Source organism: Iodobacter sp. (assembly GCF_025352645.1).
Classification (GTDB): Bacteria; Pseudomonadota; Gammaproteobacteria; order Burkholderiales; family Chitinibacteraceae; genus Iodobacter.
In genome coordinates this window covers 17,016-39,051 of the sequence record NZ_JANXSO010000100.1, presented here as the reverse complement: position 1 = coordinate 39,051, position 22,036 = coordinate 17,016, and the positions used below count along the sequence as shown (strand labels likewise).

Here is a 22,036-nt window from a genome sequence, read left to right as displayed (position 1 = left end):
CATGTTGCTTGGCGATCGTTTTAATACCTGCTTCGCCCGTTAAATATTGCTGAACGGCAGTAAGTTTGAATTGCATTGTGTACTTGGACATAAAAACACCCCAAAAATGGACGGGTGTCCAACTTTTGGGGTGCAGTTCATCTAGCGGCTTTTTTTTGGCTAAAAAATGGCTTATACGCCCAGTTCTTCAACCCATTTTAGTGCTTGAACGTGTGAGCGGTTTAGCATGTCAGGTGTGAGTTGTAGCTGCTCACATAAAAAGGGCACCTCAGACATGCTTGGGTCTTCACAAGCCTCTGCTAGCGCTAGGAAGGGGCCGTACATACCCGTACGAGTCATCAAGGCATCCGTAACATTCTCTGGCAAAATCAGTGTTTCTAAGATTTTATCCATTGGCATATCGAGTAATACGTCGAGTAGTGAGAATACGCCAACAATAAATAGATTGTCTCGATCTTGGCCATCCAGCAAATGCGAGCCGAGTAATTCAACTAAACGGCCACGAGTAATGGCTGTTTTAAGCAGGGCAGGGGGTGAGCCACTATCTGCACCGGCCGTAACTAAGAGCAGGGTGAGCCAGCGATACAGCTTTTGATAGCCTAAAATAGTCACTGCATGGCGGAACGATTGAATCTCACACGATAAGCCAAAGCCAACTGAATTAATGTAACGTAATAATTTAAAAGATAAAGCAACGTCGCGTTTAAGCGCATTTTCAATATCTTTTAATTCTGCATTATTACGCAGCATATTTAAAAGATTGAGAATGTTGGCATAAGATGGGTTGATGACTTTAGCCGCCAGTGTTTCTGGGTGGGCAAAGTAATAGCCTTGGAAACATTCAAAGCCTAAATCCATGCATTGCTTGAATTCATCTTTAGTTTCAACTTTTTCTGCAACTTGTAGGGCTTTAGAGCAGCGTAATTCTTTAGAGAGCGCTGGCACTTGTGCCATGCCTAATAGCTGAATATCAAGTTTAATATAATCAGCAAACTCTAAGAATGGTGCTGTTTGTGGGGTAAGCACAAAATCATCTAGTGCAATTGAGAAGCCTTGATCTTTTAGACTTTGCAAGCGCGCCAATAATTGCGGAGTAGCTTCGGTGGTTTCTACCACTTCTAAAATCACACGTTCTGGATGAAGTAATTCCAAGAAATTACTTTCTAACATCGATTCAGCAACGTTAATAAAGGCTAATTTATTACCCACTAGCCAATCTGTACCCATATTACTGAGTGTGTTTACTAGTACATTGGTGCCAGCTTGCATATCACTGGAGAAGTTTGCGGTAACTGCTTCTTTGTTGAGTCGAAATAACAGCTCATAGCCAATAATTTCTTGTTGGCGATTAAGGATAGGCTGGCGGCCGATAAATGCGTGGTCTTGCGTCATATTTTGGAAACACCCTGTACGCGACATCGAGGCGATATTCGCACCGGAAAATTGTAGCAGTTCTGTATGCAGCTAGGGCTATGAATTGTTCCTAGCTGCAAATGCATAAGTTACTCAGTTTTTTCAAGGAAGCGTGAGGTACGGATTGCAGAGTTGTCTGCATCTGCCGCACCCAGCAGGTCTTCCATATCTAAAACAAGCACGACGGAGCCATCACCCGATAGCGTTGCACCTGCAACACCTTTAGGGCGAATATTTTGCAGTGGTTTAATCACCACATCATCACGGCCAATAAAGCTATCTACGGCCAAGATAAAGGAATGCTCAGCAGATTGCATCAATACACCAAACTGCGGAAGTTGTACTTCTTCCCAGCCAAGTAGGCTGGCCAATGAGCGTACCGAGAGTATTTCGTCGCGAACCACAATCGTGGCGCGGCCAGATACTTCTTGGATTTGCTCATGCCGAATTGGGATGATTTCACGCACCATAGCCAGTGGCACTGCAAATGGCTGATCACAAACGCGCACAACCAGTACCGGTAGAATGGCCAAGGTGAGTGGCAGAGAAATGGTGAAGCGTGAGCCTTCGCCAACGACTGATTGAATATCAATACGGCCATTAAGGCGCTGGATATTGGTTTTAACCACATCCATACCCACACCACGGCCAGATACACTGGAAACTTGGTCTTTGGTTGAAAAACCAGGCATAAAGATGAGTTGCAAACTTTGTTTGTCGTCTAGGCTATTGGCCGTTTCGACGTCAATCAAACCTTTTTCAACCGCTTTTTTACGGATCACATCGGGGCGCATCCCTCGGCCATCATCCGTAATCGCGATCAGAATATGGTCGCCAACTTGCGTGGCGGATAGCTCAACAATCGCTTTGGCTGGCTTGCCGCTAGTTTTACGGTCTTCCATGGTTTCGATACCATGATCAACCGCATTACGCACCAAGTGAACGAGTGGGTCGTTCAAGTCTTCAAGCATGGTTTTATCTAGTTCGGTTTCTTCACCAGAAATGACTAGCTCAACGTCTTTACCAAGTTGACGTGCTAAATCGCGTGCTAAACGGGGGTATTTTTGAAATAAGCGGCCAATAGGCTGCATACGTGTTTTCATAACCGCGTTTTGCAAATCACCCACCAAGAGATCAAGTTGGCTAATAGCCTCATCCATCGCTTTTAAGGTGTTGCTATCCATCTTGCCCGCCATAATATCGGTGCGTAGCGTAGTTAGACGGTTTTTGGTTAGGCCAATTTCACCGGATAAGTTAAGCACTTGATCCAGCCGTACGGTATCAATACGGATCGTGGCTTCTTGCGGAGCCGCCGCAACCTGTTGCTGTTGTTGCTGCTGAGGAGCGGCAACCGCAGCTTTTACCGGTGCTGGCTTTAAGCTATTCATTGGATCAGTAACAACGTGTTCCATGGCTGCAGGTCCATGCTGTGTTTCATTATTAATAGGTGTAGCAACTGCGGCTATGACAGGACTAGGAGCGCTTTGTATGCCAAGTAGGGCATTATATAGCGTATCCCAATCAGGGCCGTGAGTCGGTATGGCGGCGGCTGGAGTAGGGCTTGGCGCTGGTGCGGCAATATGAGCAACAACCGTTTCTAATGGCCGCCCTTCGAGCACAGCATCCAGTGCTGCGATTAACTCTTCTGGCGCATTAGCAGGCAAAGCGCCTTTTGCTAGTGCACCAAACATGTCACGCACAATGCCAGTTGCGGCCATTATGGTATCCATGATCTCTGGAGTAAGAACTAGCTCTAGAGTACGTAGCTTATCAAATAGATTTTCTGTGCGATGGCATAGGCGAACCATGGCATCAACATTAAGAAAGCCTGCCCCACCTTTAATGGTGTGAAAACCCCTGAAAATATCGTTCAGTAGATTTTTGTCGTTGGGCCTTTTTTCAAGTTCAACGAGTTTATTGTCTACTTCAGACAGGAGCTCAGACGCTTCTGTTAAAAAATCTTGCAGCAGGTCTTCCATGCCGCCAAAGTCAGTGCTCATCTTCGCTCCCCCAAAGGTTGCGTTCTTTCAATTAAATAGTGGCTTAGAAACCCAAGCTCTCAAGCAAATCGTCAACTTGCCCTTGATTGGTAACCACATCCGTGCGGCCTTCTGGATTGATAACGGGGCCATTGAGTAAGGAGGCATCGTCATCTACTTTTACACCATCGTGCCGAACGACGGTGCCTTGCGGAGAGAACATTAGCAAGAAGTCCATGAGATGAGCTTCCATTTGCTTGGACATATCCAGTACTTTTTTGATCACTTGCCCAGTGAGATCTTGGAAATCTTGAGCCATCATGATTTCTAACATCTTACTGCTCACTTGATCTGAGCCTGTTACGGTATCGCTCAAGTGTGTTCTGGTCTTTTCAACCAAGGCTTTAAACTCATCAACAGATAGCTGGTTAGCTAAAAGCTTATCCCATTGTGTACCGAGTGCTTTTGCATCATCACTGATTTTATCTTGGATGGGTTTAGCAGCATCAAGGGCATTGAGGGTTCGATCTGCCGCTTGCTCGGTTAAGGTCGCAATATAAGATAGCCGGTCACGCGCATCGGGGATGTCGGTTGCAGCTTTTTCTAGTGATTTATCTAAGCCAAGTTCTTTAAGGGTGTCGTGCAATTTTCGTGTTAGCTGCCCAATGTGTGAAAACATAGCGCGAGCAGGATCGTTCATTTCTTCAGCAGTGAGTGCGGCCGGATGACTACTTGCTGCCAGTGGGCTAACTTCAGCCGGGGCTGGTGCAGGTGCTGCCGGTTCACTATCCTGAGAGGAATGAACGATACTATCGAATAGCGCTTCTAGGTCTGCGGAATCTCCGCTATTTAGGGCATGATCGTTCACAGTCGCCTCCTGTGCGTCTGTCAGGTTCTTGTTCTACTTGCTCATATTGGCGAAAACTTTTTTCAGTTTTTCATCCAATGTGGCAGCTGTGAATGGTTTTACGATGTAGCCATTTGCGCCAGCGGTAGCCGCTTCAATAATGTTTTCTTTTTTTGCCTCGGCTGTCACCATCATGACGGGCAAGTGCTTGAGCTGAGCATCGGCGCGGATTGCACGTAGCAGCTCAATGCCAGTCATATTAGGCATATTCCAATCGGTAACCACAAATTCGAAAGAGCCATTTTTTAGCTTATGCAAAGCAACTTGGCCATCTTCTGCCTCGTCAACGTTGGAGAAGCCAAGTTCTTTCAAAAGGTTACGAACAATACGGCGCATTGTGGAAAAGTCATCCACCACTAAAATACGCAGGTTGCTATCTGCCATATGCTACTCCATGTCGTTTACACTCTTTGTAAACGGCTTGTTTTTATAAAACCGATCTCAACCAACCAGCAGAGGGGTGATTGTGTCGGCTAGAATGACGGGGTCGAATTTTGCCACATAAGCGTCGACACCAACGCTGCTTCCCATCGCCCTGTTCGCATTTGAAGATAAAGATGAATGCATCACAATAGGAATACCTTGGAAGCGAGAGTCAGACTTAATATGCTTAGTTAATACATAGCCGTCCATCTCTGGCATTTCAGCATCTACTAAAATCATTTTTAGTTTGTCGCGCAGTCGTTCACCGTCATGTGTGGCACGATTCGCCAAGTTTTGCAGCTTATCCCATGCTTCACGGCCATTATTAGCTTGGTGATACTTCACGCCAATTTTATCAAGCACGCTAATAATTTCTTTACGGGCAACCATTGAATCATCCACAAAAAACATAAATGTTTCAGGGTTAATAGCCGCTTTTTGTAAATCTGGAATAATGGGTTCGCCAATCACACTGGCTAGGATTTGTTCTACATCTAATATCGATACAAGTTTGCCATCAGGCAATTCGGTCAGGGCCGTAATGAGCTGTTGATTGCCTGCAAGCATGGTTTCTGGCGCACGAACCTTATCCCAATCAACGCGAATAATACGATCCACTTCATGAACAAGGAAGGCTTGGGTATGCTTCGAAAACTCAGTCACAATCATCGTGCTGGTGGCTTCTGCCGAAGGCGTTTCTTGTGTAGCTACAAATTTGGCTAGTGCAATAACGGGGATGATATTACCACGCAAAGAAAGTACACCCTCAACACCTAAGGGCATATTTGGGGTCTTGGTAATTTTTGGTGTTTGAGATACTTCGCGAACTTTAAAAACATTGATACCAAATATTTCACGCGTTCCTAGGGTAAACAGCAGGATTTCCATTTTATTGGAACCAGCCAGCTTGGTTCGCGCATCAATGCTTTCAAGTAAATTGGTCGAATTACTGGACATAAATCACCTCTGCTGTTGTTCTTGACGCTTTATTCTTTAAGTAAAAAATTGGCAATTGCTTCAGATAGTCGATGCGCCTCAAATTTGGCAACATAACCATCTACACCAACGGATTGTCCCAGTTTTTGATTGGAGGCTCCTGATAATGACGAATGCATTAGTACTGGAATACCCGCAAAGCGTGGGTCACTCTTAATTAATTTGGTGAGCATATAGCCATCCATTTCTGGCATTTCTACGTCGGTGAGCACCAAATGAACCATGTCTCTTACTAATTTGCCTTGCAAATCTGCAGATTGCGCAATGCGCTGCAATTCATCCCAAGCACGTTTGCCATTAATGGTAGAAATATGTTTGATATGCATCGCGTCTAAAGTCATTTCGATTTGACGGCGAGCAACCACTGAATCATCTGCAATAAAAACTGTTTTAGTGGTGAGGCTAATGTCTTGAATTAAGGTTTCTGGATCGATTTTGTCTGAGCCAGGTACCGATTCAGCCAGCACCTTTTCTACATCCATCATCATCACAAGTTTATTATTTTCAAGCTCTGTTACCGCAACAACTAAGCCCCCCATTTGTGACATAAGCATATCGGGTGGAACACGCATTTGAGACCAATCGAGTCGCAAAATAGTATCAACCGCTTCAACTAAAAAGCCTTGCGTGTGGCCATTGTATTCAGAAACAATCATGATCTCTGGGCGCGTTGTGGTTGCAATGCCAGCGTAACGCGCTAAATCAATGACCGGAACCAATGTGCCGCGCAAACTCACCATGCCTTCGATGGATGGGGGCATATCTGGCGCTTTAGTGATTTCCGGCGTTCGCATGACTTCACGCACTTTGAATACGTTGATTGCAAAGTTCTCTCGTCGGCCAGAGCGCTCATCTTGCCCGAGAGTAAATAAAAGAATTTCTAGCTTGTTAGTACCAGCCAGTTTTGTTCGAGCGTCAATATTTTTTAATAAGTCAGACACAGAAATAGCTCCAGGCTGCGTTTAAGTATTCTTAACCGACGGTGTTGGGATGGAACATTTAGGAAGCAGCTGTACAAACACTAAAAGATGCAATTATAGCCGTAAGACCCGAACTATTTTAACTTTCACTAATATTTAAATTATCTTGGCTTCCAAAATAATGTGGATCATTGTTTTGGGCTGCTGTCTAGTCACTTTATAATGTAAAAAAGAAAAAGCAACAAGGAAGGTGTTATATGGACAATCTTGGTATTGACCCCCGTGAGTTGGAAAGTGCTTTTTCGCTTTTTACAGAAGCTTCAAATCAGCTTAGCTTGGCTTACGCAGATTTACAGCAGCAAGTGGTTTCTTTAGCCGATCAATTGGAAATTGCGAATGGAAATTTGCGTCGCGAGTTAGATGAAAAGGCTGCTTTGTCACGGCGGCTCTCTTTACTGTTGGAGCGTTTGCCTGGCGGAGTGGTGGAATTAAATGAGCAAGGGGTGGTGGTTGAGTTTAATCCTGCCGCAGGTTTAATGATGAAAGCGCTAAGGCTAGGTGCCCTTTGGCAGCAGTATATTACTGAGCATTTACAAGCCAGTAATGGCCCTGATCTTTGGCTGTCGCAGGCAGAAAATGGGGAGCGGCGCATCAGCATTATGGTGAATGATATGCCAAATGAGCATGGCAAAATCATGTTGATCCATGATGTGAGTGATATGTGGGAATTGCAGCGTGCATTAACCCAACACAAACGCTTAGCGGTAATGGGGGAGATGGCAGCAGGGCTAGCTCATCAACTACGCACCCCGCTTGCTACCGCATTACTTTATTCGGCGCACTTAGCTAAGCCAGAATTAAACGAGAGTGATCGGCAAAAATTTGGGCAAAAAAACTTAGCTCGCTTAAGGCATTTAGAAGTTTTAATTCAAAATATGTTGAGTTTTGTGCGTGGACAAGACGTGCCAATGGAAGCGGTAGAGTTGTTGGGGCTACTCAATGAAGCACAGCAAATGATGCTGCCTCAGCTCAATAGTCATCAAATGAGCTGCATACTTAAGGTGTTACCTGGTGCAGACGCACTGGTCGTCAGCGCTAACCGCAAGGAACTCTTGGGTTGTGTCACGAATCTGATGGACAACGCCATGCTCGCATCCAAACAGGGAGACATCATTCAATTATCGCTTACAATAAGCGAAGGAATGGCGGAAGTTTGCGTTGAAGATCAAGGTTGTGGAATGTCTTTAGAGGTGCAAGAACGCTTGTTTGAGCCTTTTTTTACCACCAAAAAAGACGGTACAGGCCTTGGTTTGGCGATTGTGAGTAACCTTCTGACTCGCTTAGGAGGGGAGATTGGCGTAAATTCTAACCTTGGAACCGGTAGTTCGTTTACGATACGGTTGCCAGTTCTGTATTGCCCTACTAAGGTATGAAAGCAAGAGGTGGTTTTTTTCTTTCGCCCATCTTGTGTTCTTCATAGTGATTTTAAACTTATATCTTTCATGAAATTGAGGTTTGTATGACACCAACTGTGCAGATCGAAGGGGACGTGGGTCGAGTGGTTCTCTCCGGGCAGTTCGATTTCAGCGCTCACCGAGAGTTTCGCCAGGTATGTGAAACGCTTATCAGCAATCCAAGCATCAAAGAAGTGCTGGTTGATTTTCAAAATGTAAATTATTTAGACAGCTCCGCATTAGGCATGTTGCTATTGCTGAAAGAAAAAATCGGTGCAGCTAGTAAAAATTTAGCTTTGGTTAATTGCAGAGACTCGGTCAGGCAAGTGTTAGAAATAGCCTGTTTTGGTAAGATTTTCACCATACGCTAAAAGCTTACTATGAAAATTCTAGTCGTTGACGATACTGAATCAGTACTTTTACTTATTTCACGCTTTGTGGAGGCCTTAGGCCATAAGGCTATTCAGGCACACAACGGCTTAGAGGCCTTAGAAACGTGGCGTTTAGAACGACCTGATCTGGTGCTGATGGATATGATGATGCCGGTCATGTCAGGGCTAGATGCCGCGATTGCCATTAAACATGAGGCTAATGAAACGTGGGTGCCCATTGTTTTTGTAACCGGTGTGGGCGAAGAAAACAAATTAGCCGAGGCAATTGAGCAAGGGGCTGATGATTATATTAATAAACCGGTAAATTTCCGTGTTTTAGAAGCCAAATTAAAAGCATTTAGCCGCACTTTGGAATTAAATCGTAAAGTCCGTGAGCAATCACTTAAATTAGCGGATTACTACGATAGAGCAGAAGAAGAGAAGCGTGTAGTTAGCCATTTAATGGAGCAAATGGTTAATGCAGAATTACTGTATGACCCTCAGTTTGAATATTACCTCTCTCCAGCCGAAAGTCTTTCTGGTGATTTGATTGCTGCTGCGCGTACCCCTGGGCAGGCACTTTATCTAATGCTTGCTGATGGTATTGGTCATGGTTTAACTGCTGCACTCAATGTCTTGCCATTAACTCAGCCATTTTACACGATGACTGAAAAGGGCTATACGATCTCAGATATTCTTATCGAGATGAATAATAAGGTAAGGCAGGTTTTACCTATAGGCCGTTTTGTCGCATTGGTATTGATTTCAATTGATGAATCGGCGGGTTGTATTGAAGTTTGGAATGGAGGCATGCCATCTGTGCATGTACTCGATCCAAGTGGTGCAGTTAAACATACATGGAAATCATCTCATTTACCGTTGGGTATTGTTCCTACCCATGCCATGGATTTAATGACTGACCGTTATTACTTTGATGAGCCTGCTTGCTTGGCTGCTTACTCGGATGGATTAATTGAAGCGCGGCATTCAGTAAAAGGGGACTATGGCTTAGAGCGTTTATTAAGCGTACTCGCTGAAGTTCCTGCCACAGAAAGACTGGCTCATGCCCAAAAAGATTTAGCCCTATTCTTAGAGGGCGAGGCACATCATGATGATATCTCCTTGGTATTGGCTTATTTTGGCGATAAGGAAAGAGCGGGGTCTAATTCTGCAGAGCGTATTTTTCATAGCAATGAAGTAGTTAATATATCTACCTTGGCAGCTTTAGGTGAAAGTGCTTGGCGCTATAGCGTTGCCTTGGGTGTGGATGAAATTAGGCATATTAATACCGTGCCTTTTATGATGAATTTTATTGGTGGGGTACGCTCACTTGTATTTAGCCAATCTGATGTTTTTTTGATTTTAACTGAGCTATTTGTTAATGCTTTAGATCATGGTGTACTTGGTTTAAATTCTTCAATGAAACGCGGTATTGATGGTATGGAGCAATATTTGTGCGAGCGCGCCAATCGCCTAGAGCAACTTACCGAAGGTAGAATTGAAATTGATTTAACGGGATTACATTACGAAGGCAAAGACGTTTTAAGAATTCGAGTTAAAGATAGTGGCCATGGTTTTGATTGGGCACAATTAAATGTTAAAACGGATGCGCTTGCTCATCAGTTTGCCTTTGGTCGGGGGATTGCATTGGTTAGATCCCTTTGTGCGTCTGCGCAATACCATGGTACGGGCAATGAAGTAGTTGCTTATTATATTCCTCGTACAGAGGCTGCATAAGCCTCTGCGATTGCCTATTCATTGATATCTGCATCTCTATTTATTTATAGTCATTCTTGATCTAGGATATGTATATCTTTTTTAAATTAAAAAAAGCTATACATAACTTGTCTGCATTATTTTATCCCTCATCTATTATTCCTGTTTCAATTTTAGCTATATAAGCTATCTTTATGAGTGTGAAGCGGCGAGGAGGTTTCTCGTTGATGCTGCGTACTGATTTTGAGGCTTTCTTATGCTAAAAAAGAACCTGTCTATTTTGTGTTGTTTTGCATCTTTCGTAAGTTTTCTATTCTTTTTTATCATGTGGCTGAATGCTTCAGCGTGGCTCTTACTTATCTGTGGGCTTCTGGCTGCTTGGTGTCCTATTCTTGTTTTACTATTTTTAAATAAAGAGGAGGGGGGTGACTTAGGTGCCTCTCAATTTACTGATTTATTACATATGGGGGGCTCTTTGCAGGCTCAATCGGATATGTCTTTATTTTCAGTAGCACAATTGCAACTGGCGGATGATGAAGTAAAACGCGCTGTTGAAATATTTGCTGATGCGGTCCCTGCCTTACTAAATGGCTTTGTTGAAATTGCTGATCAATCCCGTTTACAAAAAGAAATGGCGGAATCTTTGTTTTTACATGCAAATAAGGATCAAGGGGGGGGCTTTGAAAGTTTTGTTACTGAAACATCGAGTATTTTAACCACATTTGTAGAAAGTATTATTTCTAATTCTTACACTGCGATGGGATTGGTTGATCAAATGGAGCAGGTAGGAAAAGTAGTAGAAGAAGTATTAGGTGTATTGAATGAAATTGAATCAATTGCTAAGCAAACTAACTTACTGGCTTTAAATGCGGCTATTGAGGCCGCAAGAGCAGGGGAAGCAGGGCGTGGGTTTGCCGTTGTTGCTGATGAAGTAAGAGCACTTTCAATGCGTACCAATCATTTTAGCCGGCAAATTCGGGTAAATATTAAGCAAATTCATGAATCTGTTTCTATTGCAGATGAGGCGATTATGCGTTTGGCTTCGCAAGATATGAGTAAATCAATGCAATCAAAGGTGCAAGTTGAAGCAACCATGTCTAAAATTGGTGAGATGAATAAAAATATTGAATCGGTGGTGAGTGAATTAGCTGTAATAGCCGCACAAGTGGAGCTTGGTGTGGCTAATGCCGTGCGAGGCTTACAATTTCAGGATTTGGTTAATCAGCTTTTATTACACGCTAAAGGCCGTGTGGTGGCTCAGGTGGAAATACAAGAAGCATTGGCATTAATTTATGGCTATATTGCAAATCATAAAAACCCAATGCTGGCATGGAAAGAAAAAGTAGTTGAATTTCAAGCTTTGGGTGAGCGCTCAGTGCACGTGGCAGATTCAATGCATAAAAATCCTGTGGCGCAGGGCAGTATGAGTAGTGGCGATATAGATTTATTTTAACTACTTTAGCTTACATACCATCTGACATTTTTTATTACTATCCTTTGAGCATATGCAAAACGTGATTTGGAGCAGATATTAAATGTTTAAAACTTTATATGCTTGGAGGCAATATGGCTAAAAAGATTCTGACCGTCGATGATTCTGCATCCATTCGGCAGATGGTGGTGTTTACGCTTAAAAGCGCGGGCTATGACGTTGTTGAAGCCAGTGATGGTAATTTGGGCGTACAGCAGGCTAAAAAAGTACAAGTTGATTTGATTCTTACTGATCAAAACATGCCAGGGATGGATGGGCTCACCCTGATTAAAACCCTCAGAGCCACGCCACAATATAAATCGACTCCGATGCTGATGCTTACTACAGAATCAAGCGATGCAATGAAAATGCAAGGGAAAACGGCAGGAGCAACAGGTTGGCTCGTTAAACCCTTTGACCCTCAAAAATTACTTGAAGTGGTACGCAAAGTGATTGGCTAGCCATTAGCCAGGCTTTTGGCGGAAGGAGGGGGTATGGCGATTGATATGAGCCAGTTTATTGCAGTGTTCTTTGATGAAGCTGCAGAACACCTGGCAACAATGGAATCCATTTTACTTAAGCTCAGCTTGGATGATCCTGATAGCGAAGATTTAAATGCTATTTTTCGGGCTGCACATTCAATTAAGGGGGGGGCTGCTACCTTTGGATTTACCGATTTAGCGGCAGTAACCCATATCCTAGAAAACTTGCTAGATCGGATTCGTAAAAACGAACTTGATCTTCGCGCAGATATGATTGACGTGTTTTTGCGAAGTGGCGATGTACTGCAGAATATATTGTCCTCGCATCGTGATGGGGGCAGTGCAGATTTAGAAGCGGCTAAAGAAATCACCACGCTACTAGAGAAATTTGCCAACGAATCATCGGCTGAGCCTTGTATACAAATTATTATTGCCGCAGGTGCAAGCTTTGATGAAGAGGCCGTTAAAAGGGCCTTAATGGGCTATGGCACACTCTCTGGCTGTGTTCAGGGAGGGGAGCATAGTAATTGGATTTATGAGTTGCTTACTGCGGACTCTGCTCAAGAAGTTTTAGATACGCTGGCCTTTGCTGTTGAGCCTACTCGGATCACGATGGGTGGCGGCGCAGCTGAGGTGGTATCGGATAAGTTGAGTGATGGTGATGGCTACGGCTTTTTTACCGAGGATGAGCCTGCAGCCTCTGCGATGGAAGGAGGTGATGGTTATGGTTTCTTCACCGCTGATGCCCCAGCGGTCACGGCTCAAGATGGTGAGGGGTATGGGTTTTTTACAGAAATCACCCCCCAACCTGCAGCCCCGCCCGCCGAGGCCGCTACCGTTACAGATGGTGCTGGTTATGGTTTTTTTGAGCCTAGACCTAAAGTATTAAGTGCTGCTGATGGCACTAAAGTGGCTAAAGCAGAAGTGCCAGAGCTTAGTAAGGTTAAAGTGGCTGCCACTTCTTCAAAACCAACGGCTGTAGCGGCAGATACGTCTATTCGTGTGAGTGTAGAGAAAGTCGATCAATTATTGAATCTGGTCGGCGAATTAGTCATTACTCAATCGATGTTGGTTCAAACCGCACTTAATCTTGATCCCGTTATTCATGAAAATATGCTTTCTGGTGTTGGGCAGTTAGAGCGCAATACACGGGAATTACAAGAATCGGTGATGTCGATTCGCATGATGCCCATTTCTTTTGTTTTTAGTCGTTTCCCTCGATTGGTTCGTGATTTAGCTGGAAAACTAAATAAAAAAATTGAATTAAAGCTTATTGGTGAAAGTACTGAATTAGATAAAGGGTTTATTGAAAAACTTTCTGATCCTTTAACTCACTTAGTTAGAAACAGCCTTGATCATGGCATTGAATTACCGGATGAGCGGGTGGCCAAAGGAAAATCCCCAACGGGGACTCTCACGCTGCGTGCATTTCATCAAGGCGGCAATATTGTGATTGAGGTGGCTGATGATGGTGCGGGGCTTAATCGCGAGCGTATTTTAGCCAAAGCGCGTGAGCGTGATATTGCTGTGCATGATGGGATGACGGATGGAGAAGTCTGGTTACTTATTTTTGAAGCAGGCTTTTCAACTGCAGCGCAAGTGACTGATGTTTCGGGGCGTGGTGTGGGTATGGATGTAGTGCGCCGGAATATTCAATCGATGGGGGGCCGGATTGAAATTAGCTCAATGTATGGTATTGGCTCAACTATGAGTATTCGACTGCCATTAACGTTGGCAATTTTGGATGGAATGTCTATATCGGTAGGGGATGAGATTTACCTTATCCCATTGGCGTTTATTATTGAATCATTACAGCCTAGGCACGATGAAGTAAAAACAATGGCGGGTAAAGGGCGGGTGATAAATGTACGTGGCGAATATCTACCGCTTATTGCTTTGCATGAAATATTTAATGTTCCCCCTAAAGTCACTGAATTTCATGAAGGCTTGGTGATTATATTAGAAGCAGAAGGGGAAAAAGTGGCGATGTTTGTTGATGATTTATTGGGCCAGCATCAAGTCGTCGTAAAAAATCTAGAAACCAATTATCGCAAAGTTCCAGGGGTGGCAGGTGCGACAATTATGGGGGATGGTCATGTTGCATTTATTTTAGATGTGGCGCAGCTGGTCCATATTAGTCAGGGTGTTTCTCGGGCAATTGCTTGAGTCTTGCTATTTTTATTTATTTAAAAAGGACTGGAGATGGATATTGGTCAAGATCAAGATGCCGCTCGTGAGATTCTCGTTTTTGCACTGGGCAGCGAGGAATACGGTATTGATATTTTAAAAGTGCAGGAAATTCGTGGCTACGATGCGGTGACCAGTATCGCTAATGTGCCTGCTTTTATTAAAGGGGTAATTAATCTGCGCGGCAATATTGTTCCGATTGTCGATCTTAGGATTAAATTTGGTCTAGGCAATGTGATGTATGACCATTTTACGGTAGTGATTATTTTGAATGTGGCTAATCGCACTGTGGGCATTGTGGTTGATGGTGTTTCAGATGTTTTAACTTTGGCGGCTAATCACGTTAAGCCAGCCCCTGAATTTGGCGCGGTACTGGATACCGCCTACATTCAAGGACTGGGTACTTTAGAAGAGCGAATGATTATCCTTGTTGATATTGAAAAGTTAATGACAAGTAATGATATGTCATTAGTTGATCATGTTGCCATTCCCGCTTAATCAATGATTCGAGGATAATATGATGTTCAATCTATTTTCAGATCCTGCTAAAGAAGAAGCTACTAAAAGGCAGATTATTAGCTTGCAAGATGAAGTTCAAGAGTTTAAGGCAAGGGCAATGAAGGCCGAACTGGCTTTTGATCCCGCTAAAGAAGAAGCCAATAAAAAGTTGATTTTAAGCCTGCAAGAAGAAATGCAGGAATTAAAAGGCAAAAATAATGCAATTGATAAATCACAGGCGGTGATTGAGTTTGATCTAACCGGCAGAATACTGACGGCAAATGATAATTTCCTCACCTGTTTGGGTTATCGCCTTAATGAAATTAAAGATCAGCATCATAGTATGTTTGTTGATCCTGTTCAGCGGCAGTCAGGCGAATATATCGCTTTCTGGGATAAGCTCAGACGTGGTGAGTTTGATAGCGGAACCTACAAGCGAATTGCTCAGGGCGGAAAAGAAATATGGATTCAGGCCAGCTATAACCCCATTTTTGATAGCAATGGCAAACCTTATAAAGTGGTTAAATTTGCCACCGATGTAACGGCAGAAATTAATCATGCGAATGAATTAAAGGCTAAAGATGAAGCCGTAGGAAAAGCGCAGGCAGTAATTGAATTTGACCTAAACGGCAAAATCTTAACTGCCAATGATAATTTTTTGAGCGCACTGGGTTACCGGCTGAATGAAATTAAAGATCAGCACCATAGTATGTTTGTTGATCCGGTTTATCGCCAGTCGCAAGAGTATTCTGCTTTCTGGGATAAATTAAGAAGGGGAGAGTTCGATGCTGGTATTTACCCGCGTATTACTAAAAGTGGTAAAAAAATATGGATACAGGCCAGCTATAACCCATTATTTGATGTGAATGGTAAACCTTATAAAGTGGTGAAATATGCTTCAGATATGACTGAGGCAGTAGAAAGTGCAAATTTGCAGTCTGCATTGGATGTGGCCTCCACCAATGTGATGATGGCAGATGAAAACTTTAATATTATTTACACCAATGAATCGATGGAAAAAATGCTGACTAACGCAGAGTCAGCTATTCGTAAAGATGTGCCGCAGTTTACTGCTTCAAAAGTATTAGGTAGCAGTATTGATATCTTTCATAAAAACCCTTCATACCAGCGGAATCTGCTGGCAGGGCTGCAGGCCCCGCATGAAGCTCAGCTGATACTGGGCGGGCGTACTTTTCGGCTACTGGTGACGCCGGTGTTCTCTAAAACCAAATCAAGATTGGGTACCGTGGTTGAGTGGCAAGACCGCACAGATGAGCTGGCTGCAAGCAATAAGGCTGGGCAGCTGGCAGCTGACAATGCCCGCATTAAGGCCGCGTTAGATGGGTGCACAACCAATGTCATGATTGCAAATAATGAACGTGAAATTATTTACATGAATAAATCAGTCACTAGCATGCTCAATATTGCACAAAACGAGCTGCGCAAAGCATTGCCGCAGTTTGATGTAAATAAATTGATTGGCCAAAACGTCGATGTCTTTCATAAAAACCCAGCACATCAGCGTGATATGTTAGCTAATTTACGTAGCACTTATTCAACCGAAATTGTGGTGGGTGGGCGTACGTTTAAATTAGTGGCTAATCCGGTTTACGATGATACTGGTATTCGCCAGGGCACGGTGGTTGAGTGGCTTGATCGTACTGCTGAAGTGGCCGTAGAAGTTGAAATTGCCGATATTGTAGAAGCGGCGGCCGTGAATGGTGATTTCTCTAAACGGGCTAAATTAGAAGGTAAAGAAGGTTTTACCTTGGGATTATGTCAAGGTATTAATCAATTAATGATTTCAAATGAAAAAGGCCTCGCCGATGTAGTTCGGGTCTTGGGTGCTTTGGCGCGGGGCGATTTGTCTGAAACAATTAATGATGATTATCGTGGCACCTTGGGGCAGCTTAAAGATGATTGCAATTTAACCGGCGAGCGCTTGTCTGAAATTGTTATGCAGATTAAAGATTCGGTAGGGTTAATTAATACGGCTTCGCAAGAAATTGCTGCTGGTAATAACAATCTATCTAGCCGAACAGAGCAACAAGCGGCCAGCTTAGAAGAAACGGCCTCTAGTATGGAAGAGCTAACCGGCACCGTAAAACAAAATGCTGAAAACGCCAAACAAGCAAATCAATTGGCGATTGGCGCTTCGGATATTGCCGTGAAGGGGGGCGGGGTCGTTGAGCAAGTGGTTTCTACCATGAGCGAGATTAACAATAGTGCTAAGAAAATTGTCGATATTATCTCGGTCATTGACGGCATTGCCTTCCAAACCAATATTTTGGCATTGAATGCTGCCGTAGAAGCGGCAAGGGCGGGTGAGCAGGGTCGAGGCTTTGCTGTGGTGGCAAGCGAGGTGCGTAATTTAGCGCAACGTTCTGCAGCAGCAGCAAAAGAAATCAAAACCTTGATTGGCGATTCGGTCTTGAAAGTTGAGCTAGGTTCTCGCTTGGTGGATGATGCGGGCCGCACCATGCAAGAAGTGGTTTCTGCGGTGAAACGCGTCACCGATATTATGAGCGAGATTTCTGCCGCCAGCGCAGAGCAAAGCTCAGGTATCGAGCAAGTCAATCAGGCTGTGGTGCAAATGGATGAAAACACCCAGCAAAATGCAGCCTTGGTGGAAGAGGCCGCCGCCGCCGCCGAAAGCTTAGAAGAGCAAGCGGGTAGCCTTGCGGATGCGATTGCGGTCTTCAAACTAGGTGCTTCGTATCAACACGCAGGGGTAGCTGCCAAGCGCTTGCCTGCACCACGCAGTGCGCCAGCAGCAGCTCGGCCTGCAATTGCTGCTCCGCGAGCACCCGCACCTGCCGCTTCAAAATCGTTAAGCACTGGTAAAAAACTCCCAAGCCCTACCGCTGATGATGGTGATTGGGAAGAGTTTTAAGTAAGAAAACAAGATAAAGGAGTCGCTTTCATATAATAAGTGCGGCTCCTTTTTTTGTTTAGCTTATGGGATATTTATAAATAGTCATTCCCTGCATCAATCACTTCATTGGGCGAGCCTATTCGGCAACTGGCCGTAGGGTGGTTTTATATCCAGTTGGCTTTTAAGCGCCAATGTAAGTTGGATTTGATGCTGTGGATATCCTTCCCGCGATGATGATAAGTTGACCAATATGACAAATGCGCGTGAGCAAGATTTTGTTTTTACTGATGCTGATTTTCGCCGTGTTGTCGATCTTATCTATGCACGAGCGGGTATTCGTTTAAATGATAGCAAGCAGTCGATGGTATATAGCCGCTTGGCTCGGCGTCTAAGAGCTTTAGATTTAGAGCGATTTAGTGATTATTTAAATTTTTTAGAAAAAGATCCTAAAAATGAAGAGTGGCAGCACTTTACCAATTCCTTAACCACTAATTTGACTTTCTTTTTTAGAGAAAAACACCACTTTGAAATGCTGACGGAACAATTGCAGCATTTGCATGGCCCCGTCCGTATTTGGTGCTCCGCATCCAGTACTGGCGAGGAGCCCTATTCTTTGGCCATGACCGCTATTGAAGCTTATGGAAGCTTAAAGCCTGATGTAGAAATCATTGCCTCTGATTTAGATACTCAGGTATTAACTAAGGCAAAAAATGGTATTTATTCAATGGATAAGTTGGATAAAGTATCCAGTGAGAGGTGTAAAATATTTTTCTTAAAAGGTCGAGGCGAAAATACAGGACAGGCCAAAATAAGGCGTGAATTGCGGGAGATGATTGAATTTAAACAAATTAATTTATTGGCTAATTCATGGCCATTAACGCCTTATTTCGATGCTATTTTTTGCCGTAATGTAATGATTTATTTTGATCAACCTACCCAACGCGTCATGCTAGAGAAAATGGGCCGATTATTAAAGCCCAATGGATTACTTTATGTTGGCCACTCAGAAAACCTACATCATATGTCTGAATGGTTTCATTCCTGCGGAAAAACAGTGTATCGCTTAACGGATAAGGCCATTCAAGAGTGGGGGGCTCATCGATGAGTAAATCATATGAGGAGGTGCTCGCCCCAACACTTTATTTTGATAAAAGTTTTGATATTGATGCCGCAAAACTACTACCTGGTGAGTACTATGTTACTGGGCAAAATATGCTGTTAGTGACGGTATTGGGCTCCTGTGTGGCTGCCTGTATTCGGGATAGAAAAACCGGTGTGGGGGGCATGAATCACTTTATGCTGCCTGAGGCGGCCGATGAGGCCACCGCCATGGCTGGATTATCGACTCGCTATGGTACTTATGCGATGGAAATGCTGATTAATCAGATTATGAAAATGGGCGGCTCTCGTGCCTCTTTAGAGGCGAAAGTATTTGGTGGTGGGAATGTATTAAAAGGTTTTACTGTTGTTAATGTTGGGCAAAAAAATGTGGATTTTGTGAGGTCGTTTTTAAATTTAGAAAGAATCCCTATTGTGGGAGAAGATTTACTGGATATTTATCCAAGAAAAGTTTATTTTTTCCCCCAAACAGGGCGTGTTTTAATTAAAAAGCTCAAAGCTGTACATAATAATACCATTATTGACAGGGAAAAGGATTACCGCACTAGGATCAAAGATGTTAAACAAGGCGGTGATATTGAATTGTTCTAGATGTAAAAATGAGATCATTTTAATATTCAGCTAAATATATTTTAGTTCAGCCTGTTTAGAGCGGGAAATGAATGATGAAAAAAAATATTAGAGTGATCGTCATTGATGATTCTGCATTAATGAGAAATTTGTTAAAAGAAATTATTGATGAAGCACCTGATTTAGAATGCATTGCTACCGCGCCTGACCCCTTGATTGCTCGGGAAAAAATCCGTGAGCTTAATCCAGATGTGATTACCCTTGATATTGAAATGCCCAAGATGGATGGGCTAGAGTTTCTTGAGCGGCTCATGCGGCTGAAGCCCACGCCAGTGATTATGATATCCTCGTTAACTGAACAAGGTTCAGAAGCGGCCCTCCGTGCCTTAGAGTTGGGTGCGGTGGATATTATTGCCAAGCCAAAGTTGGATATTGTGCGTGGAATTCAAGGATATGCCGATGATATTCGGGAAAAAATCCGCAGTGCTGCGGGGGCAAATGTGAAGCCAATGTTTAGTAGCGTTACTCCCAACCATTCTGCAGACGTAGTGCTTTCTAAAATTTCTAAGCCTATTTTAAAAACAGAAAAATTAATTATTGTAGGGGCCTCAACAGGTGGCACAGAGGCGTTAAAAGAGTTTTTGATGCCCATGCCTCCTGATTCGCCTGCGATTTTAATTGCCCAGCATATGCCAGAAATGTTTACTAAATCTTTTGCTAATCGGCTAGATTCTTTATGCCGTATTACAGTTAAAGAGGCAGAGCAGGGCGAGCGTATTTTACCTGGCCATGCCTATATTGCTCCAGGTCATTCGCATTTAATGCTTGGGGTATCTGGCGCAAATTATGTTTGCCAATTGTCTCAAGGCGAGCCGGTGAATCGCCATCGCCCATCGGTGGATGTGTTGTTTAGATCCGTGGCTAATTTAGCCGGTAAAAATGCGATTGGCGTGATTTTAACGGGCATGGGCAAAGACGGCGCTATTGGCATGCTAGAAATGAAGCAAGCGGGTTCTTATAACTTTGCCCAAGATGAGGCTAGCTGTGTAGTGTTTGGCATGCCTAAAGAGGCGATTGCTTTGGGTGGGGTGCATGAAATTTTGCCATTAAAAGATATTTCTACCCGTGTGCTTGGGTTTTTAACCTTGCATGGTGGGCGTAATGTACGAATTTGAAAGTGAAGCAGGCAATGAGTTTACCGATTTTAATTGTTGAAGATGATGATGATTTAAGAGAAGCACTGGCCGATACGCTTGAGCTGGGCGGCTATACGGTTTTGCTGGCAGAAGAAGGGCTGGATGCCCTCAGCATTTTAGAAAAAAACCGTGTGGGCTTGGTGCTCTCTGATGTGCAAATGCAGCCAATGGATGGCGAGGCGCTGCTGCAAGAAATTAAATTGCTTTACCCCTACCTTCCCGTCATTTTAATGACGGCCTATGGTGTGATTGAAAAAGCCGTAGCTGCCTTACATGCGGGGGCTTGTCATTACCTGCCCAAACCCTTTGAGCCCGATCGCCTACTGCAAGAAGTAGCTAAATATATGCTGGGCGGCGGTGATGAACATGATGTCATTGCCGAAGACCCTGCCATGCTTAGCTTATTAGATATGTCGCGGCGGGTGGCCTTGTCAGATGCATCGGTGATGATTACTGGGGAGTCTGGCACGGGTAAGGAAGTGCTGGCTCAGTTTTTGCACCGCAATAGTGATCGAGCCGCCCGGCCCTTTGTGGCGATTAACTGTGCTGCGATTCCTGAAACTTTATTAGAATCCACCTTGTTTGGGCATGAAAAAGGCTCATTTACAGGTGCAGCAACGCAGCATCTGGGCAAGTTTGAGCAGGCCAATGGTGGTACTTTATTGCTGGATGAAATCTCTGAAATGCCTTTGGCTCTGCAGGCTAAATTACTGCGGGTGCTGCAAGAGCGAGAGGTAGAGCGGGTAGGCGGCAGCCGGCCGATACAAATTGATATCCGCGTTTTAGCCACCTCAAACCGCGATATGAAACAAGAAGTGGCGGCTGGGCGGTTTAGAGAAGACTTGTTTTATCGTTTAAATGTATTTCCATTGCATTTGCCCGCATTGCGTGAGCGTAGCAACGATATTTTGCCCTTGGCTAAAGCCATGGTGGCTAGACATGCGGCAAGGCAAAAACGCCGTGCACCGGTTTTATCGCAAGGGGCGGTATTGGCGCTGCTGGCTAATGCTTGGGAAGGGAATATTCGAGAGTTAGATAATGTGATGCAGCGTGCTTTGATTTTAGCGCCGGGGGATGAAATCTTAGTGGATCACCTGTATTTGCCGCTGCAAGCCCCAGCGGCAAATGTTGCCGCTTTATCGCCATTGAGCGGCGATAAAGCGCCTGTAGATGCGCCGGTTGTCGTAAGTGATATTAAAGAGTTGGAAAAAAAGCATATATTGGAAACACTTAAATCCTTAGGTGGTGCGCGTAAATCCACTGCAGAAAAGCTTGGGATGAGTGAAAGAACGCTGAGGTATAAATTACAGCAATACCGTGAGCAAAATCCTGATTCACTTATCTGAGTGCGGTGTTACACGGCATTTTTGCAGGCAGGATTGGGGGAATGAGTGACGTGGCATAAAGAGCATTTTTCCTTGTTTGTTAATAGCCTGTTGTAGGTGGCGTGGGAATTGCT

The 22,036-nt window shown here is 44.0% G+C and carries 18 protein-coding genes; 12 read left to right on the top strand and 6 right to left on the bottom strand.

What is annotated here, in order from left to right:
- Window positions 1–171 precede the first annotated feature (171 nt).
- From Q0R17_RS11325 to Q0R17_RS11300, 6 genes are all read right to left on the bottom strand, one after another.
- Entirely contained in the window at window positions 172–1,392 is a 1,221-nt protein-coding gene (locus Q0R17_RS11325) for an EAL and HDOD domain-containing protein (RefSeq protein ID WP_293935236.1), read from the bottom strand.
- A gap of 110 nt (window positions 1,393–1,502) precedes the next feature.
- Complete coding sequence (locus Q0R17_RS11320; RefSeq protein ID WP_293935234.1) at window positions 1,503–3,413, bottom strand: chemotaxis protein CheA; 1,911 nt, start codon at window positions 3,411–3,413, stop codon at window positions 1,503–1,505.
- Window positions 3,414–3,456: 43 nt separating this feature from the next.
- Window positions 3,457–4,260 carry a protein phosphatase CheZ gene (gene cheZ, locus Q0R17_RS11315; RefSeq protein WP_293935233.1) on the bottom strand — a complete coding sequence of 268 codons (804 nt, stop codon included), beginning with the start codon at window positions 4,258–4,260 and terminating at the stop codon, window positions 3,457–3,459.
- Between the two features lie 33 nt (window positions 4,261–4,293).
- Entirely contained in the window at window positions 4,294–4,683 is a 390-nt protein-coding gene (gene cheY / locus Q0R17_RS11310; protein ID WP_046351200.1) for a chemotaxis response regulator CheY, read from the bottom strand.
- Between the two features lie 57 nt (window positions 4,684–4,740).
- Window positions 4,741–5,679, bottom strand: coding sequence for a chemotaxis protein (locus Q0R17_RS11305; RefSeq protein ID WP_293935228.1), 939 nt, complete (start codon window positions 5,677–5,679; stop codon window positions 4,741–4,743).
- A gap of 29 nt (window positions 5,680–5,708) precedes the next feature.
- Entirely contained in the window at window positions 5,709–6,659 is a 951-nt protein-coding gene (locus tag Q0R17_RS11300; RefSeq protein WP_293935225.1) for a chemotaxis protein, read from the bottom strand.
- A gap of 236 nt (window positions 6,660–6,895) precedes the next feature.
- Here Q0R17_RS11300 and Q0R17_RS11295 point away from each other — a divergent pair, with 236 nt between their 5' ends.
- The 12 genes from Q0R17_RS11295 (at window position 6,896) to Q0R17_RS11240 (ending at window position 21,923) form a co-directional block, all read left to right on the top strand.
- Window positions 6,896–8,071, top strand: a complete 1,176-nt coding sequence (locus Q0R17_RS11295) for a PAS domain-containing sensor histidine kinase (RefSeq protein ID WP_293935223.1) — start codon at window positions 6,896–6,898, stop codon at window positions 8,069–8,071.
- 86 nt (window positions 8,072–8,157) lie between these two features.
- Window positions 8,158–8,463 (top strand): STAS domain-containing protein, encoded by a 306-nt coding sequence (locus tag Q0R17_RS11290; protein WP_293935221.1) that lies wholly within the window; start codon window positions 8,158–8,160, stop codon window positions 8,461–8,463.
- A 9-nt stretch (window positions 8,464–8,472) separates the two neighbouring features.
- Window positions 8,473–10,200, top strand: a complete 1,728-nt coding sequence (locus tag Q0R17_RS11285; protein WP_293935219.1) for a fused response regulator/phosphatase — start codon at window positions 8,473–8,475, stop codon at window positions 10,198–10,200.
- A 235-nt stretch (window positions 10,201–10,435) separates the two neighbouring features.
- Window positions 10,436–11,632 carry a methyl-accepting chemotaxis protein gene (locus tag Q0R17_RS11280; protein ID WP_308446358.1) on the top strand — a complete coding sequence of 399 codons (1,197 nt, stop codon included), beginning with the start codon at window positions 10,436–10,438 and terminating at the stop codon, window positions 11,630–11,632.
- Between the two features lie 113 nt (window positions 11,633–11,745).
- Window positions 11,746–12,111: a response regulator gene (locus Q0R17_RS11275; RefSeq protein WP_293935217.1), complete on the top strand. Its 366-nt coding sequence runs from the start codon at window positions 11,746–11,748 to the stop codon at window positions 12,109–12,111.
- A gap of 33 nt (window positions 12,112–12,144) precedes the next feature.
- The gene (locus Q0R17_RS11270; protein ID WP_293935215.1) at window positions 12,145–14,298 is read left to right on the top strand and encodes a chemotaxis protein CheW; all 2,154 of its coding nucleotides are present in this window, start codon (window positions 12,145–12,147) and stop codon (window positions 14,296–14,298) included.
- 36 nt (window positions 14,299–14,334) lie between these two features.
- Window positions 14,335–14,817 (top strand): chemotaxis protein CheW, encoded by a 483-nt coding sequence (locus tag Q0R17_RS11265; RefSeq protein WP_293935213.1) that lies wholly within the window; start codon window positions 14,335–14,337, stop codon window positions 14,815–14,817.
- A 19-nt stretch (window positions 14,818–14,836) separates the two neighbouring features.
- A complete protein-coding gene (locus Q0R17_RS11260; protein ID WP_293935211.1) occupies window positions 14,837–17,710 on the top strand; it encodes a methyl-accepting chemotaxis protein in 2,874 nt (957 codons plus the stop codon).
- A 232-nt stretch (window positions 17,711–17,942) separates the two neighbouring features.
- The gene (locus tag Q0R17_RS11255) at window positions 17,943–18,797 is read left to right on the top strand and encodes a CheR family methyltransferase (RefSeq protein ID WP_293935208.1); all 855 of its coding nucleotides are present in this window, start codon (window positions 17,943–17,945) and stop codon (window positions 18,795–18,797) included.
- Window positions 18,794–19,402 (top strand): chemoreceptor glutamine deamidase CheD, encoded by a 609-nt coding sequence (cheD, locus tag Q0R17_RS11250; protein WP_293935205.1) that lies wholly within the window; start codon window positions 18,794–18,796, stop codon window positions 19,400–19,402. Before Q0R17_RS11255 ends, cheD begins: the two co-directional genes overlap by 4 nt.
- Window positions 19,403–19,473: 71 nt before the next feature.
- The gene (locus Q0R17_RS11245; protein WP_293935203.1) at window positions 19,474–20,556 is read left to right on the top strand and encodes a chemotaxis response regulator protein-glutamate methylesterase; all 1,083 of its coding nucleotides are present in this window, start codon (window positions 19,474–19,476) and stop codon (window positions 20,554–20,556) included.
- Window positions 20,557–20,570: 14 nt separating this feature from the next.
- Complete coding sequence (locus Q0R17_RS11240) at window positions 20,571–21,923, top strand: sigma-54 dependent transcriptional regulator (protein ID WP_293935200.1); 1,353 nt, start codon at window positions 20,571–20,573, stop codon at window positions 21,921–21,923.
- Window positions 21,924–22,036: the final 113 nt, after the last annotated feature.

What these genes read in the sequence shown, in the direction of transcription:
- Q0R17_RS11280 (WP_308446358.1), top strand. Translation starts at nt 10,436, where the DNA reads ATGCTAAAAAAGAACCTGTCTATTTTGTGTTGTTTTGCATCTTTCGTA.
- Q0R17_RS11320 (WP_293935234.1), bottom strand. Translation starts at nt 3,413, where the DNA reads ATGAGCACTGACTTTGGCGGCATGGAAGACCTGCTGCAAGATTTTTTA.
- Q0R17_RS11270 (WP_293935215.1), top strand. Translation starts at nt 12,145, where the DNA reads ATGGCGATTGATATGAGCCAGTTTATTGCAGTGTTCTTTGATGAAGCT.
- Q0R17_RS11285 (WP_293935219.1), top strand. Translation starts at nt 8,473, where the DNA reads ATGAAAATTCTAGTCGTTGACGATACTGAATCAGTACTTTTACTTATT.
- Q0R17_RS11295 (WP_293935223.1), top strand. Translation starts at nt 6,896, where the DNA reads ATGGACAATCTTGGTATTGACCCCCGTGAGTTGGAAAGTGCTTTTTCG.
- Q0R17_RS11290 (WP_293935221.1), top strand. Translation starts at nt 8,158, where the DNA reads ATGACACCAACTGTGCAGATCGAAGGGGACGTGGGTCGAGTGGTTCTC.
- cheY (WP_046351200.1), bottom strand. Translation starts at nt 4,683, where the DNA reads ATGGCAGATAGCAACCTGCGTATTTTAGTGGTGGATGACTTTTCCACA.
- Q0R17_RS11305 (WP_293935228.1), bottom strand. Translation starts at nt 5,679, where the DNA reads ATGTCCAGTAATTCGACCAATTTACTTGAAAGCATTGATGCGCGAACC.
- Q0R17_RS11255 (WP_293935208.1), top strand. Translation starts at nt 17,943, where the DNA reads ATGACAAATGCGCGTGAGCAAGATTTTGTTTTTACTGATGCTGATTTT.
- Q0R17_RS11260 (WP_293935211.1), top strand. Translation starts at nt 14,837, where the DNA reads ATGATGTTCAATCTATTTTCAGATCCTGCTAAAGAAGAAGCTACTAAA.
- Q0R17_RS11240 (WP_293935200.1), top strand. Translation starts at nt 20,571, where the DNA reads ATGAGTTTACCGATTTTAATTGTTGAAGATGATGATGATTTAAGAGAA.
- Q0R17_RS11275 (WP_293935217.1), top strand. Translation starts at nt 11,746, where the DNA reads ATGGCTAAAAAGATTCTGACCGTCGATGATTCTGCATCCATTCGGCAG.
- Q0R17_RS11325 (WP_293935236.1), bottom strand. Translation starts at nt 1,392, where the DNA reads ATGACGCAAGACCACGCATTTATCGGCCGCCAGCCTATCCTTAATCGC.
- Q0R17_RS11245 (WP_293935203.1), top strand. Translation starts at nt 19,474, where the DNA reads ATGATGAAAAAAAATATTAGAGTGATCGTCATTGATGATTCTGCATTA.
- Q0R17_RS11265 (WP_293935213.1), top strand. Translation starts at nt 14,335, where the DNA reads ATGGATATTGGTCAAGATCAAGATGCCGCTCGTGAGATTCTCGTTTTT.
- cheD (WP_293935205.1), top strand. Translation starts at nt 18,794, where the DNA reads ATGAGTAAATCATATGAGGAGGTGCTCGCCCCAACACTTTATTTTGAT.